The following is a 13,443-nucleotide window of genomic DNA, read 5'->3' as shown; positions in this document are numbered from 1 at the left end:
AGCCCGGATGGCGTCCTCAGAGTTTGCCCAGTACCTGCGTCAGCAGGGCGCCCATGCGTGCCGCCGAGTCGCGGCCCGCCTGGAGGACCTCCTCGTGGTTCAGCGGCTCGCCGGTCATCCCCGCGGCGAGGTTGGTGACCAGGGAGATGCCCAGGACCTCGGCGCCCGCCTCGCGTGCGGCGATCGCCTCCAGGACCGTCGACATGCCCACCAGGTCGGCGCCGATCACGCGGGCCATGCGGATCTCCGCCGGGGTCTCGTAGTGCGGGCCGGGGAACTGGGCGTAGACGCCCTCTTCGAGACTCGGGTCGACCTCCTTGCACAGGGCGCGCAGGCGAGGGGAGTAGAGGTCGGTGAGGTCGACGAAGTTCGCGCCGACGATCGGGGAGGTCGCCGTGAGGTTGATGTGGTCGCTGATGAGGACCGGCTGGCCGGGACGCATCCCCTCGCGCAGGCCGCCGCAGCCGTTGGTGAGGATGATCGTCTTGCTGCCGGCGGCGACGGCCGTGCGGACGCCGTGCGCGACGGCGGCGACGCCCCGGCCCTCGTAGTAGTGCGTGCGGCCGAGGAAGACCAGCGCGCGCTTGTCACCGATGGAGTACGAGCGGATCTTGCCGCCGTGCCCCTCCACGGCCGGCGGCGGGAAGCCGGGCAGCTCGGTGACCTGGAACTCGGCGTCGGGGGCGCCCAGGGCGTCGACGGCCGGGGCCCAGCCGGAGCCCATCACGAGGGCGACGTCGTGGGTCTCGGCGCCCGTGAGTTCGCGCAGGCGAGCGGCGGCCACGTCGGCGGCGGCGTACGGATCGCCCTGGATGTCGTCCGGAAGAAGAGATGCGTTCACGCGGATGAGAGTAGCCGGTCCGGGCCTACGCGCGTAGATGACGGAGCTCACGGGATGGCGATCGTTGTCTTGTCGTTTCCTATGAGGGGGTCGTCAGCAGGGGCGCTTGCGCAGCTCCATCACGTAATCGTGCGGTGCGCCCGCGGACTCGGCGGCATCGGCGATCTCGCCCAGGTAGCGGGCGGACGGGAGGCCGCCCTCGTAGCCGTCCAGGACGTAGAGCCAGGCCGTCTCCTCGCCCTCCAGGGTGTGCACGCGCACGCGTGCCCGGCGGTAGATGCCCAGGCCGACGCCCTCCCAGCGGTCCATGGACTCCTCGTCCATCGGCGCGATGTCATAGAGGCCGACGAAGACCTGGGAGAGCGGGTCCTCGACGATCGTCGCCAGGGCGCCCTCCCAGCCCATCTGCTCGCCGCCGAAGGTCAGCCGCCATCCGTTCAGCCAGCCGGTGGCGCGCAGGGGCGAGTGCGGGGCGCGGCGCGACATCAGCCGTGCGTCGAGATTGCCGGCGTACGCGGCGTAGAGCGACGACATGGGGAGAGGGTACGGCAGCCGTCCCGTGCGCCACTCCTGTCCCAGGCGGCGCCGGGTGGCGGCCCCCGGGCAGTAGCACCTTGAAGCGTGCGGGACAATGGAGTACGTGACTCGGATCGTGATCATCGGTGGCGGACCCGGCGGCTATGAGGCGGCGCTGGTGGCCGCGCAGCTCGGCGCGGAGGTGACCGTCGTCGACTGCGACGGTCTGGGCGGGGCGTCGGTGCTGACCGACTGCGTGCCGTCGAAGACCCTTATCGCTACGGCCGAGGTCATGACGACCTTCGATTCGTCGTATGAAGAGCTGGGGATCATCGTCGCCGACGACACGCCGCCGCTGGAGCAGGCGGCGCGCGTGGTGGGGGTCGACCTGGGGAAGGTCAACCGGCGTGTGAAGCGGCTCGCGCTGGCGCAGTCGCACGACATCACGGCCTCGGTGACGCGCGCCGGCGCCCGGGTCATGCGGGGGCGGGGGCGCCTGGAGGGCATGCAGGCCCTCGACGGGTCGCGGAAGGTCGTCGTGAGCGCGGCGGACGGGAGCGAGGAGACGCTCGTCGCCGACGCGGTGCTGATCGCGACCGGCGGGCATCCCCGTGAGGTGCCCGACGCCCAGCCCGACGGCGAGCGCATTCTGAACTGGACGCAGGTGTACGACCTCGACGAGCTGCCCGAGGAGCTCATCGTGGTCGGGTCGGGTGTGACCGGTGCCGAGTTCGCCGGTGCCTACCAGGCGCTGGGGTCCAAGGTCACGCTGGTGTCGTCGCGGGACCGGGTGCTGCCCGGTGAGGACCCGGACGCGGCCGCCGTGCTGGAGGACGTGTTCCGGCGGCGTGGCATGAACGTCATGGCCCGGTCGCGGGCGGCCGCGGCCAAGCGGGTGGGGGACCGGGTGGAGGTGACGCTGGCGGACGGTCGCGTCATCAGCGGTTCGCACTGCCTGATGGCCGTCGGCGCGATTCCGAACAGCGCCGGTCTGGGTCTGGAGGAGGCCGGCGTCAAGCTGCGCGACTCCGGGCACATCTGGACCGACAAGGTGTCCCGGACGACCGCGCCCGGTGTGTACGCCGCCGGTGACGTGACCGGTGTCTTCGCCCTCGCGTCGGTAGCCGCCATGCAGGGGCGCATCGCCATGTACCACTTCCTCGGCGACGCGGTGGCGCCGCTGAACCTGAAGGCCGTCTCGTCGAACGTGTTCACCGACCCGGAGATCGCCACGGTCGGCTACACGCAGGCCGACGTGGACGCCGGGAAGATCGACGCCCGGGTGGTGAAGCTGCCGCTGCTGCGCAACCCGCGCGCGAAGATGCAGGGCATCCGGGACGGCTTCGTGAAGATGTTCTGCCGGCCGGGCACCGGGATCGTGGTGGGCGGCGTGGTCGTCTCGCCGCGGGCCTCGGAGCTGATCCATCCGATCTCGATCGCCGTCGACAACAATCTGACGGTCGAACAGATCGCGAACGCGTTCACCGTGTACCCGTCCCTTTCGGGGTCGATCGCGGAGGTGGCGCGGCAGCTGCACACGCGGAAGACCGGCAGCGAACTCTGACGGCCGGAACCGACTCCCCGCTGGTCACGGGGAGTTGTCGAGCATGCGTACGGCATAGTCGGAGCGGATAGGCCCTATACCACTTCCGACTCAGCCGTGCGAACAACTTCTGCTATTCGGCGCAAACTGCTGAAAGCAGACGGTCGTTGGGGTTACTGTCAGTTTCGTGTTCGCTGCAGAACGTCGCCAATTGATCCTCGAAATGGTGCGAGCGAACGGGGCCGTGTCGCTCCGTGAGCTCGCCCGCGTCGTCCAGACCTCCGAAGTGACCGTACGGCGGGACGTGCGCGCACTGGAGGCAGAAGGACTCCTCGACCGCCGGCATGGCGGTGCGGTATTGCCGGGCGGGTTCACGCGGGAGTCCGGCTTTCCGCAGAAATCTCATCTCGCGACCGCCGAGAAGACGGCCATCGCCGATCTCGCCGCGGGTCTCGTCGAAGAAGGCGAGGCCGTCGTGGTCGGAGCGGGTACCACCACGCAGGAACTCGCACGCCGGCTGGCGAGAGTGCCCGGCCTCACCGTCGTCACCAACTCGCTGCTGGTGGCGCAGGCCCTGGCGCACGCCAACCGGGTCGAGGTCGTGATGACCGGCGGGACCCTGCGGGGCTCCAACTACGCGCTCGTCGGCTCCGGCGCCGAGCAGTCCCTGCAGGGACTGCGGGTGTCGCGGGCCTTCATCTCCGGGAGCGGTCTGACGGCCGAGCGGGGGCTGTCCACGTCCAACATGCTGTCGGCGTCCGTCGACCGGGCGCTGGTGCAGGCCGCCGCGGAGGTGGTGGTGCTCGCCGACCACACCAAGCTCGGTACGGACACCATGTTCCAGACCGTGCCGACCGACCTCATCACCCGGCTGGTCACGGACGAGCCGCCGGCCCATGACGACCGCGCCGCCACCGAGCTCCAGGCCCTCGCCGACCAGGGGGTGCAGATCGCCGTGGCCGGGGCGGCCGGGAACCCGGGGGGTGACCAGGTCCCGACGCGACAGCAACAGCACCAGCAGCGTCGGGACGTGTCCCTTCCGGGACCGCGACGGGGAGTCCCCGGGGCGGGCCTGCGGTCGGCCTCGGTGCTCGGGGCGGAACAGCCGACGGGGACCGAACAGCGGGGTCGGGTCGCCGACATGCGGCGACGATGAGGGACGGGCGCGCCATTTCCAGTGCCCCCTGCGGTTGCGCCGGCCCCTGAGCCCCGGGGTGCCTCACCTGCCTGCCAGGGCGATGGCAGGGGTGAGGGGGGCAGGGGCGCGCAGGCGTGCGCAGGGTGGGCAGGGGTGCGCCGGGGTGAGCCGAACCGGATCGCCGCGCCGTCGCCGTACGCCCTTCCGTACCGCTCCCGACTGTCGGCGTGCGGGCTGGTGAATGGGCAGTCGGGCGCGGGTTCGGTGAGTGGCCGGTCGCGGATGCACTTGGTGGGCCTTGGCGAGTGGCCGGTCGTGGGTGCGCTCGGCGCGGGCGCGTGCGGGTTCGGTGAGTGGCCGGTCGCGGGTGCGGCCGGTGTGGTCGGCGGGGTGGGGACGGCCGTGTGGCTGTGGTCGCCGTAATCGCCGCCGAGGGGTTGCGCCGGTCGGGGGAGGTGGTCGTTTCGCGGGTGACGCGCGCAGACGGCGACGCCCGGCGAACGGTGGGTGTCGTTCGCCGGGCGTCAGGGATCGGGCTGCGTCAGTCCTTGATCTCGCAGATCACGGCGCCGGACGTGAGGGACGCGCCGACCTCGGCGGCGAGGCCCTTGATGGTGCCGCTGCGATGCGCGTTCAGGGGCTGTTCCATCTTCATCGCCTCGAGTACGACGATCAGGTCACCCTCCTTGACCTCCTGACCCTCCTCGACCGCGACCTTGACGATCGTGCCCTGCATGGGCGAGGCGAGGGTGTCGCCGGAGGCGACCGGGCCGGACTTCTTGGCGGCGCGGCGCTTGGGCTTGGCGCCGGCGGCCAGACCGGTGCGGGCCAGCGTCATGCCCAGGGAGGCGGGCAGCGACACTTCCAGGCGCTTGCCGCCGACCTCGACGACCACGGTCTCGCGGCCGGTGTCCTCCTCGGCCTCCGCGTCGGCGGGGGCGGCGAAGGGCTTGATCTCGTTGACGAACTCGGTCTCGATCCAGCGGGTGTGGACCGTGAAGGGGTCCTCGGAGCCCGTCAGCTCGGGAGCGAAGGCCGGGTCACGGACGACGACGCGGTGGAAGGGGATCGCCGTGGCCATGCCCTCGACCTGGAACTCGTCCAGCGCGCGGGCGGCCCGCTGCAGCGCCTCGGCACGGGTGCGGCCGCTGACGATCAGCTTGGCGAGCAGGGAGTCCCAGGCGGGGCCGATGACCGAGCCCGCCTCGACGCCCGCGTCCAGGCGGACACCGGGACCGGTGGGAGCCTCGAAACGGGTGACGGTGCCGGGCGCGGGCAGGAAGTTGCGGCCCGGGTCCTCGCCGTTGATCCGGAACTCGAACGAGTGACCCCGCAGCTCGGGGTCGTCGTAGCCGAGCGCCTCGCCGTCGGCGATGCGGAACATCTCGCGGACCAGGTCGATGCCGGCGACCTCCTCGGTCACCGGGTGCTCGACCTGGAGGCGGGTGTTGACCTCCAGGAAGGAGATCGTGCCGTCCTGGCCGACCAGGAACTCGCAGGTGCCGGCGCCGACGTAGCCGGCCTCCTTGAGGATGGCCTTGGAGGCGCGGTACAGCTCGGCGACCTGGGCCTCGGAGAGGAACGGCGCCGGGGCCTCCTCGACGAGCTTCTGGTGCCGGCGCTGGAGCGAGCAGTCACGGGTGGAGACGACGACCACGTTGCCGTGGGTGTCGGCCAGGCACTGGGTCTCCACGTGCCGGGGACGGTCCAGGTAGCGCTCCACGAAGCACTCGCCGCGACCGAACGCGGCCACCGCCTCACGGACGGCGGAGTCGTAGAGCTCCGGGACCTCTTCGAGGGTGCGGGCGACCTTCAGGCCGCGTCCGCCCCCGCCGAAGGCCGCCTTGATGGCGATCGGCAGCCCGTGCTCCTCGGCGAAGGCCACCACCTCGTCGGCGCCCGAGACCGGGTCCGGGGTGCCGGCCACCAGCGGCGCGCCGGCGCGCTGGGCGATGTGACGGGCCGCCACCTTGTCGCCCAGGTCGCGGATCGCCTGCGGCGGGGGGCCGATCCAGGTCAGCCCCGCGTCCAGGACGGCCTGCGCGAACTCCGCGTTCTCGGAGAGGAAGCCGTAGCCCGGGTGGACGGCGTCCGCCCCGGCCTCGCGGGCCGCGTTCAGGATCTTGTCGATGACCAGGTAACTGGTGGCCGGGGTGTCACCGCCCAGGGCGAACGCCTCATCCGCGGCGCGGACATGCAGAGCGTCCCGGTCCGGGTCCGCGTAGACGGCCACGCTCGCGATCCCAGCGTCCCGGCAGGCCCGGGCCACGCGGACAGCGATTTCGCCACGGTTGGCGATGAGCACCTTGCGCACGATTGAGGCTCCCTCCTTGAAACAAGCCGAGTTTAGGGAAGGCCGACACGGCACTTCGACCCGTCCCCAATGGTGAGCTTGCCCACACGGAGCGTGATGCGAGGCTCGCCCGACCCGCGAAAGCCCTTGTCGCACCTTGGTACGCAGGGCTCCTTCGGGAAACCCTAGCCCCGCCGTGTGGTCAAGGTCTCTGTGAGAGCGTGCCGCGCCCCACTCCGTTTCTTTGTTGAGTCCCTACGAATGGCCCAATGATTCTTTGCCGGCGACCGGACCCTTGTCCCCGGGTTTACCCGTTAGTAGCGTTCGCGATGTCTTGAACGAACTTCAAGGAACGCCGGCTCGGTCGGGTCGGGGACGAAAGTGGGTGGACCGGTGGTGCGCAGACCGGTGGCGTGGATCGTGACGGTCGTACTCCTCGCCGAGGCGCTCGGCATCGCGGCGCTGAACTGGTTCATGGCGACGGCCGTCGACCGCCAGCACATGTCCCTGGCCGGCCTCGACCCGGACCGGATGTCGATGTCCGCGCGGGTCGGCGCCGTGGTCTTCGGCCTCTACTTCGCGCTGTGCGCCCTGGTGGCCCTGCTGGTGGCGGTACGCAACCGCCCGCCCGCCGGCCTCGGCCGCGTGCTGCTGGTCAGCGCGGCGGTCGTGCACGCCCTGCTGGGCGCCGTGCTGTGGGGGCTGAGCGGATGGCCCGCGTTCGTGTACATGGTGGCCGTCCTCGCCCTCATCGTGCTGCTCCTGATGACGTACGACCACACGGACGGCGTGGCGGCGCAGGGCGGCGGGGACGCGTCCGGGCCGGGCCCGCAGGAGGGCCCGGAACCGGAGCACCGCGAGGACGACACGCCGGCCGCCGGACCGGTCATCCCGCCGACGCCCACAACTCCGTGATGCCGACGCCCAGCTCGGCGAGCAGCCGCCGGACCAGGGGCAGGCTGATGCCGATGACGTTGCCGTGGTCGCCGTCGATGCCCTCGACGAACGGCGCGCTGCGGCCGTCCAGCGTGAAGGCCCCCGCCACGTAGAGGGGTTCGCCGGTGGCGACGTACGCGGCGATCTCCTCGTCGGTGGGCTCGCCGAACCGTACGACGGTGGACGCGGTCGCCGACACCCAGCGCTCGGCCGCCGTGTCCCACACGCAGTGCCCGGTCTGCAGGGTCCCCGCCCGGCCGCGCATCGACTTCCAGCGGGCCGTCGCCTCCTCGGCGTCGCTCGGCTTGCCGAGCGCCTGCCCGTCCAGGTCCAGCACCGAGTCGCAGCCGATCACGATCGCGCCCCGCACGTCCGGGCGGGCGGCGACCACGGACGCCTTGGCCTCGGCGAGGGCGAGCGCCAGGTCGGCCGGGGTGGGGGCGGTGACGGCGTCCTCGTCGACGCCGCTGACGATCACCTCGGGGGCGAGGCCCGCCTGACGCAGCAGGTTCAGCCGGGCGGGGGACTGGGAGGCGAGGACGAGTCTGCGCATGGGTGCAGGGTATCGGTGGGGCCCGGCGGGGCGTTCGTCATCTCAGGCCGAGGACGAACATCAGTACCAGCATCACCAGGGCCAGGAAGACGCCGAGCCGCCGGAGGGTGTTCTGCATGTCCCGCAGTTCCTTCGGCGGCTCGTCCTCGGGGTCCGACCAGAGCATGGCACCAGCGTGCGGCGCCGGCGGGGGCGGGCGCCTGAGTAGGGGTACTCAAATCGGAGCCCGATGTCGCACTTCCGGCCGTGTCCGCCCTAGCTCGGCCAGTACGTGCGCGTCCACGCGGTCCGGCTCGGCAGCGGGATCCGGCGCTGGGCGATCCGCGCCGGGTCGGACCAGGCGTCCTTCGGCCCCGCGCCCTGCTCGGGTACGGCCGCCGCCATGGCCGCCGCACGTGCCCTTACGACCGCCAGTGCGGCGGCCAGCTCCTCCGGGGTGGGGTTGCCCCGTACGACCTTGATCGTCACCGTGGCTCCTTGGGTGCTTACAGGGGGATGTTGCCGTGCTTCTTCGGGGGCAGGGACTCGCGCTTGGTGCGCAGCTGGCGCAGGCCCCGTACGACGTGGCGGCGGGTGTCCGAGGGCATGATCACGGCGTCGACGTAGCCGCGTTCGGCCGCCGTGTAGGGGTTGAGGAGGGTGTCCTCGTACTCCTGGATGAGCCGGGCCCGGGTCTCCTCGGCGTCGTCCGCCTCGGCGATGGTGCGGCGGTGCAGGATGTTGACGGCGCCCTGGGCGCCCATGACGGCGATCTGGGCGGTGGGCCAGGCGAGGTTGAGGTCGGCGCCCAGGTGCTTGGAGCCCATGACGTCGTAGGCGCCGCCGAAGGCCTTGCGGGTGATCACGGTGATCAGGGGGACGGTGGCCTCGGCGTAGGCGTAGATCAGCTTGGCGCCGCGGCGGATGATGCCGTCGTGCTCCTGGCCGACGCCGGGCAGGAAGCCGGGGACGTCGACGAAGGTGAGCACCGGGACGTTGAAGGCGTCGCAGGTGCGCACGAAGCGGGCCGCCTTCTCGCTCGCCTTGATGTCCAGGCAGCCGGCGAACTGCATCGGCTGGTTGGCGACGATGCCGACCGGGTGGCCCTCGACGCGGCCGAACCCGGTGACGATGTTCGGCGCGAACAGGGCCTGGGTCTCGAAGAACTCGCCGTCGTCCAGGACGTGTTCGACCACCGTGTGGATGTCGTACGGCTGGTTGGCGCTGTCCGGGACCAGGGTGTCCAGTTCCAGGTCCTCCGCGGTGACCGAGAGGTCGGCCTCCTCGGGGAAGACCGGGGGCTCGGAGAGGTTGTTGGACGGCAGGTAGGACAGCAGCTGCTTGATGTACTCGACGGCGTCCTTCTCGTCGCCCGCCATGTGGTGGGCGACGCCGGAGACCGCGTTGTGGGTGCGGGCGCCGCCGAGCTCCTCGAAGCCGACGTCCTCGCCGGTGACCGTCTTGATGACGTCCGGTCCCGTGATGAACATGTGCGAGGTCTGGTCGACCATGACCGTGAAGTCGGTGATGGCCGGGGAGTAGACCGCGCCGCCCGCGCAGGGACCGACGACGAGGGAGATCTGCGGGATGACACCGCTGGCGTGGGTGTTGCGGCGGAAGATCTCGCCGTAGGCGCCGAGCGAGGCGACGCCCTCCTGGATGCGGGCGCCGCCGGAGTCGTTGATGCCGATGACCGGGCAGCCGGTCTTCAGGGCGAAGTCCATCACCTTGACGATCTTCTGGCCGTAGACCTCGCCCAGCGCCCCGCCGAAGACGGTGAAGTCCTGGGAGAAGACGGCGACCGGACGGCCGTCCACCGTGCCGTAGCCGGTGACGACACCGTCGCCGTAGGGGCGGTTCTTCTCCAGGCCGAAGTTGGTGGAGCGGTGCCGGGCGAACTCGTCCAGCTCGATGAAGGAGTCCTCGTCGAGGAGCAGTTCGATCCGCTCACGGGCCGTCAGTTTGCCCTTGGCGTGCTGCTTCTCGACCGCGCGCTCCGAACCGGCGTGTGTCGCCTCGTGGACACGACGCTGGAGATCCGCGAGCTTCCCCGCGGTCGTGTGAATGTCGATCTCTTCCGGCTCGGACATCGGGATGCGGCTCCCTGCCTGCTCAAAAGGGGGGACGGTTACTCATCCGTAGCGTAGTGGGGCACCTACCAAACGGCAGTGCGGCGTACAACACACCTAGGGTGGCTTGCATGACGCCGCGAGATGCAGCAGACGAGAACAACAATCGCTGGTCCGACCTGGACCGTCCACCGCTCCAGGTGACCGGCCTGCGCAGGGCCCTGGTGCGGGACGGCGGCCAGGGGGGTCTCTACCGCGACGTCGTGGTCGTGCAGCGCACCGGCTCCACCAACTCCGACCTCGTCGCCCGCGCCCTCGCGGGGGAGGCGGACGAGGGTGCCGTCCTGGTCGCCGAGGAGCAGACGGCGGGGCGCGGGCGGCTGGACCGCCAGTGGACGGCGCCGGCGCGCTCGGGGCTGTTCTTCTCGGTGCTGCTGAAGCCCGCGGAGGTGCCGGTGGCCCGCTGGGGCTGGCTGCCGCTGCTCACGGGCGTGGCGGTGGCGACGGGGCTGGCGCGGGCGGCGGGCGTCGACACGGCCCTCAAGTGGCCGAACGACCTGCTGGTCACCGTGGACGGCGAGGAGCGCAAGGCCGGGGGCATCCTCGCGGAGCGGGCCGGCGAGGACGGTGTGGTGGTGGGCGTCGGCATCAACGTCACGCTCCGCGCGGCCGAGCTGCCGGTGCCCCAGGCGGGGTCGCTGGCGCTGGCCGGGGCGGTCAGTACGGACCGGGAGACCCTGCTGCGGGGCGTTCTGCGGCCCCTGGAGGACTGGTACGGGCGCTGGCGCGCGGCGGGCGGCGATCCGGCGGCCAGCGGCCTCCAGGAGACGTACGCGGCGGGCTGCGCGACCCTCGGGCGGACGGTGCGGGCCGAGCTGCCCGGGGACCGGTCGCTGACCGGGGAGGCGGTGGCGATCGACGGCGACGGGAGGCTGGTGATCGCCACGAAGGAGGGCGTGCGGGAGCCGGTGGGGGCCGGGGACATCGTGCACCTGCGTCCGGCGTGAGGGTCGCGGCGGCGGTGGGGACGCTCACCGGCGCTGTGCGACTGACGCGGCCGCGGCGTCCCGTAAGGGACACCACCCCGAGGTCGGCCCACCTCACGAAGTGAGCTACCGCACACCTGCCGTAGAGTTGAGGCCGGTCGGTATGCGACCGCGGTAGATCGGAAGGGCAGCAGGCGTGACCGTCGACGACACGGGCTCCGGCGAGGGCGCGGACGCCGCCGACTCCGGCGAGGACCCCCTCGCGCTGCGCCTCGAAGGCCTGATCCTCGGGGCCGAGCGCCGCTACACCCCGTTCCAGGCGGCCCGCAGCGCGGGCGTCTCCATGGAGCTGGCGTCGAGGTTCTGGCGGGCGATGGGCTTCGCGGACATCGGGCAGGCCAAGGCGCTCACCGAGGCCGACGTGCTGGCGCTGCGCCGGCTCGCGGGCCTCGTCGAGGCGGGGCTGCTCAGCGAGGCCATGGCGGTGCAGGTGGCGCGGTCGACCGGGCAGACCACCGCCCGTCTGGCGGAGTGGCAGATCGACTCCTTCCTGGAGGGGCTGACCGAGCCCCCGGAGCCGGGCATGACCCGCACCGAGGTCACGTATCCCATCGTCGAGCTGCTGCTGCCCGAGCTGGAGGAGTTCCTCGTCTACGTGTGGCGCCGCCAGCTGGCCGCCTCGGCGGGCCGGGTCGTGCAGGCCGCCGACGACGAGGAGATGGTCGACCGGCGGCTGGCCGTCGGCTTCGCCGATCTCGTCGGGTTCACCCGGCTGACCCGGCGGATGGAGGAGGAGGAGCTCGGCGAGCTGGTCGAGGCCTTCGAGACCACCGCCGCCGACCTGGTCGCGGCCCGGGGCGGCCGGCTCATCAAGACCCTCGGCGACGAGGTCCTGTACGCCGCCGACGACTCCGGTGTCGCCGCGGACATCGCGCTGCGCCTGGTGGAGACCATGGCGAACGACGAGACCATGCCGGAGCTGCGCGTCGGCATGGCCTTCGGCACCGTCACCACCCGGATGGGCGATGTCTTCGGTACGACCGTGAACCTCGCCTCCCGGCTCACCTCCATAGCCCCCCGCGACGCCGTGCTCGTCGACTCCGCCTTCGCCGAGGAGCTGATCCGCAGCGGCGAGGCGCCCGCCTCGGAGGCGGAGGCCGCCGAGGCCGCCGCGGCGGCGGAGAAGGAGGGCGAGGAGCCGCCCACCTACCGCTTCGCGCTCCAGCCGATGTGGCAGCGTCCGGTACGCGGCCTGGGCGTCGTGGAGCCATGGCTGCTGACCCGCCGCGACGTGGAGCCCTAGGAACCGCCCGGCGGACCGTCCCGCAACGCGGACTCCGAGACCCCCGCCCGCGGCGCCGCCGCCGCCCGCCGACGTCCCCGGCCTCCGGCCAGGAGGCGCCGTTACCGCGTCGCCCGTCGACGTCCGCCGGCGTCCGGCCGGGTGGTGCGCCCGCCGCGTCGCCCGCCGACGCCCGCCCCGGAGGCGCCCCCACCGTTTTGGTCGCCGACGTCCGCCGACGTCCGCCGACGTCCGCCGACGTCCGCCGGCGTCCGGCCGGGAGGTGTGCCCACCGCGTCGCCTGCCGACGTCCGCCCCGGAGGCGCCCCCACCGTTTTGGTCGCCGACGTCCGCCGCCTTCCGGCCGGGAGGTTTCCCCACCGCGTCGCCTGCCGACGTCCGTCGGCGTCCGGCCGGGAGGTGTCCCCACGGCGTTGCCCGCCGACGCCCGTCGGCGTCCGCCCCGGAGGCGCCTCCACCGTTTTGGTCGCCGACGTCCGCCGCCTTCCGGCCGGGAGGTGTGCCCACCGCGTTCTCCGTCGCGGCAGTGGCCGATCGGTCATGGCTTTGCCGGCTTGTGGTCGGACGCGTCGGACCCCGCTCACCCCGGCCGATGAGTCACCGTTGCTCTTCTGCGACGTGGTCCGCCGGGCGGCCCGTGCCGCGGGGTCGGCAGGCCCCGGCTCCCGTCTCTGCCCGGTGGCAGCACTAGCCTGCCGTGAGCGGCGTCACGCACAGGCCCACGATCGGTACGCAGACGTCGTCGCCCGGTGGGTGCGTCGCCGGTGTCGGGGTGGCGGGCGGGGCGCTGGTGGCCGGTGGGGGCGGTGGGTCCGCCGGCCGGGTCGGGGGCGCCGGGGCGGCCGTCGGGGCCGGGACCGTGCCGGGTACGGCGGTGGGGGAGGTGGAAGGCGACGCGGCGGGTACGGAGCTTGCCGTGGGGGTCGACGGTGCCGGACTCGCCGCTCCCGTGGCGGCCGCCGTCGAGGGGATGGCCGCGGCGACAGTGCCGATGGTGGCGGCCGCGTTCGCCGAGCGGGCCGTCGTCGCGTCGGCGGTCGGATCCAGCCGGGGCTCGGCCTCCGCCGCGCCGGGCGCGCCCCCGCCCCCGCCGCCGTCGGGCGCCAGCTGCACGAGGCTCAGCACACCGGCGGCCAGCGCGAGCCCTCCGGAGGCGAGCAGCGCCTTGCGGGGGCGGGGCTTGCGGTGCCGCCCCCGGTGACCGACTGCGGACGTTCCCGTCATGACCTTCCCCTCCCGTCGTGCCCCCGACACGCCATGGCGAGCGCACGTTATGCGTTCCTGTG

Annotated in this window: 13 protein-coding genes; 5 read left to right on the top strand and 8 right to left on the bottom strand. The window is 72.4% G+C overall.

Annotated elements, in window-relative coordinates:
• Nucleotides 1-16 precede the first annotated feature (16 nt).
• Together AB0G52_RS25485 and AB0G52_RS25480 are read right to left on the bottom strand one after the other, a co-directional pair.
• Nucleotides 17-841 (bottom strand): purine-nucleoside phosphorylase, encoded by an 825-nt coding sequence (locus AB0G52_RS25485; RefSeq protein ID WP_132891273.1) that lies wholly within the window; start codon nucleotides 839-841, stop codon nucleotides 17-19.
• Between the two features lie 93 nt (nucleotides 842-934).
• A complete protein-coding gene (locus AB0G52_RS25480; protein ID WP_132891272.1) occupies nucleotides 935-1,375 on the bottom strand; it encodes a gamma-glutamylcyclotransferase in 441 nt (146 codons plus the stop codon).
• A 97-nt stretch (nucleotides 1,376-1,472) separates the two neighbouring features.
• On the opposite strand from AB0G52_RS25480, the gene AB0G52_RS25475 reads away from it, so the two are divergent.
• Complete coding sequence (locus tag AB0G52_RS25475; protein WP_361338907.1) at nucleotides 1,473-2,921, top strand: NAD(P)H-quinone dehydrogenase; 1,449 nt, start codon at nucleotides 1,473-1,475, stop codon at nucleotides 2,919-2,921.
• 190 nt (nucleotides 2,922-3,111) lie between these two features.
• Entirely contained in the window at nucleotides 3,112-4,056 is a 945-nt protein-coding gene (locus tag AB0G52_RS25470) for a DeoR/GlpR family DNA-binding transcription regulator (protein WP_207921842.1), read from the top strand.
• Between the two features lie 523 nt (nucleotides 4,057-4,579).
• Here the strand turns inward: AB0G52_RS25470 and AB0G52_RS25465 are convergent.
• Complete coding sequence (locus AB0G52_RS25465) at nucleotides 4,580-6,352, bottom strand: biotin carboxylase N-terminal domain-containing protein (protein ID WP_132891269.1); 1,773 nt, start codon at nucleotides 6,350-6,352, stop codon at nucleotides 4,580-4,582.
• A 372-nt stretch (nucleotides 6,353-6,724) separates the two neighbouring features.
• On the opposite strand from AB0G52_RS25465, the gene AB0G52_RS25460 reads away from it, so the two are divergent.
• Nucleotides 6,725-7,246 (top strand): hypothetical protein, encoded by a 522-nt coding sequence (locus AB0G52_RS25460; protein WP_361338904.1) that lies wholly within the window; start codon nucleotides 6,725-6,727, stop codon nucleotides 7,244-7,246.
• Here AB0G52_RS25460 and AB0G52_RS25455 read toward each other — a convergent pair.
• From AB0G52_RS25455 to AB0G52_RS25440, 4 genes are all read right to left on the bottom strand, one after another.
• Nucleotides 7,218-7,820 (bottom strand): nucleoside triphosphate pyrophosphatase, encoded by a 603-nt coding sequence (locus tag AB0G52_RS25455; RefSeq protein WP_361338901.1) that lies wholly within the window; start codon nucleotides 7,818-7,820, stop codon nucleotides 7,218-7,220. The two genes, AB0G52_RS25460 and AB0G52_RS25455, sit on opposite strands and share 29 nt — an antisense overlap.
• A 37-nt stretch (nucleotides 7,821-7,857) precedes the next feature.
• Entirely contained in the window at nucleotides 7,858-7,986 is a 129-nt protein-coding gene (locus tag AB0G52_RS25450; RefSeq protein ID WP_361338898.1) for a hypothetical protein, read from the bottom strand.
• A gap of 89 nt (nucleotides 7,987-8,075) precedes the next feature.
• Complete coding sequence (locus AB0G52_RS25445) at nucleotides 8,076-8,288, bottom strand: acyl-CoA carboxylase epsilon subunit (protein WP_132891266.1); 213 nt, start codon at nucleotides 8,286-8,288, stop codon at nucleotides 8,076-8,078.
• A gap of 17 nt (nucleotides 8,289-8,305) precedes the next feature.
• A complete protein-coding gene (locus tag AB0G52_RS25440) occupies nucleotides 8,306-9,889 on the bottom strand; it encodes an acyl-CoA carboxylase subunit beta (protein WP_132891265.1) in 1,584 nt (527 codons plus the stop codon).
• A 110-nt stretch (nucleotides 9,890-9,999) separates the two neighbouring features.
• On the opposite strand from AB0G52_RS25440, the gene AB0G52_RS25435 reads away from it, so the two are divergent.
• Nucleotides 10,000-10,875 (top strand): biotin--[acetyl-CoA-carboxylase] ligase, encoded by an 876-nt coding sequence (locus AB0G52_RS25435; RefSeq protein ID WP_361338894.1) that lies wholly within the window; start codon nucleotides 10,000-10,002, stop codon nucleotides 10,873-10,875.
• Nucleotides 10,876-11,050: 175 nt separating this feature from the next.
• On the top strand, nucleotides 11,051-12,157 hold the full coding sequence (locus AB0G52_RS25430) for an adenylate/guanylate cyclase domain-containing protein (RefSeq protein ID WP_132891263.1): 1,107 nt from the start codon (nucleotides 11,051-11,053) through the stop codon (nucleotides 12,155-12,157).
• Between the two features lie 687 nt (nucleotides 12,158-12,844).
• On the opposite strand, the gene AB0G52_RS25425 is transcribed toward AB0G52_RS25430, so the two are convergent.
• Entirely contained in the window at nucleotides 12,845-13,381 is a 537-nt protein-coding gene (locus AB0G52_RS25425) for a hypothetical protein (RefSeq protein WP_361338891.1), read from the bottom strand.
• Between the last annotated feature and the right edge of the window lie 62 nt (nucleotides 13,382-13,443).

The sequence above is a fragment of the Streptomyces sp. NPDC021562 genome, assembly GCF_040640875.1.
GTDB lineage: Bacteria > Actinomycetota > Actinomycetes > Streptomycetales > Streptomycetaceae > Streptomyces.
This window is presented reverse-complemented; position numbering and strand designations above follow the sequence as displayed.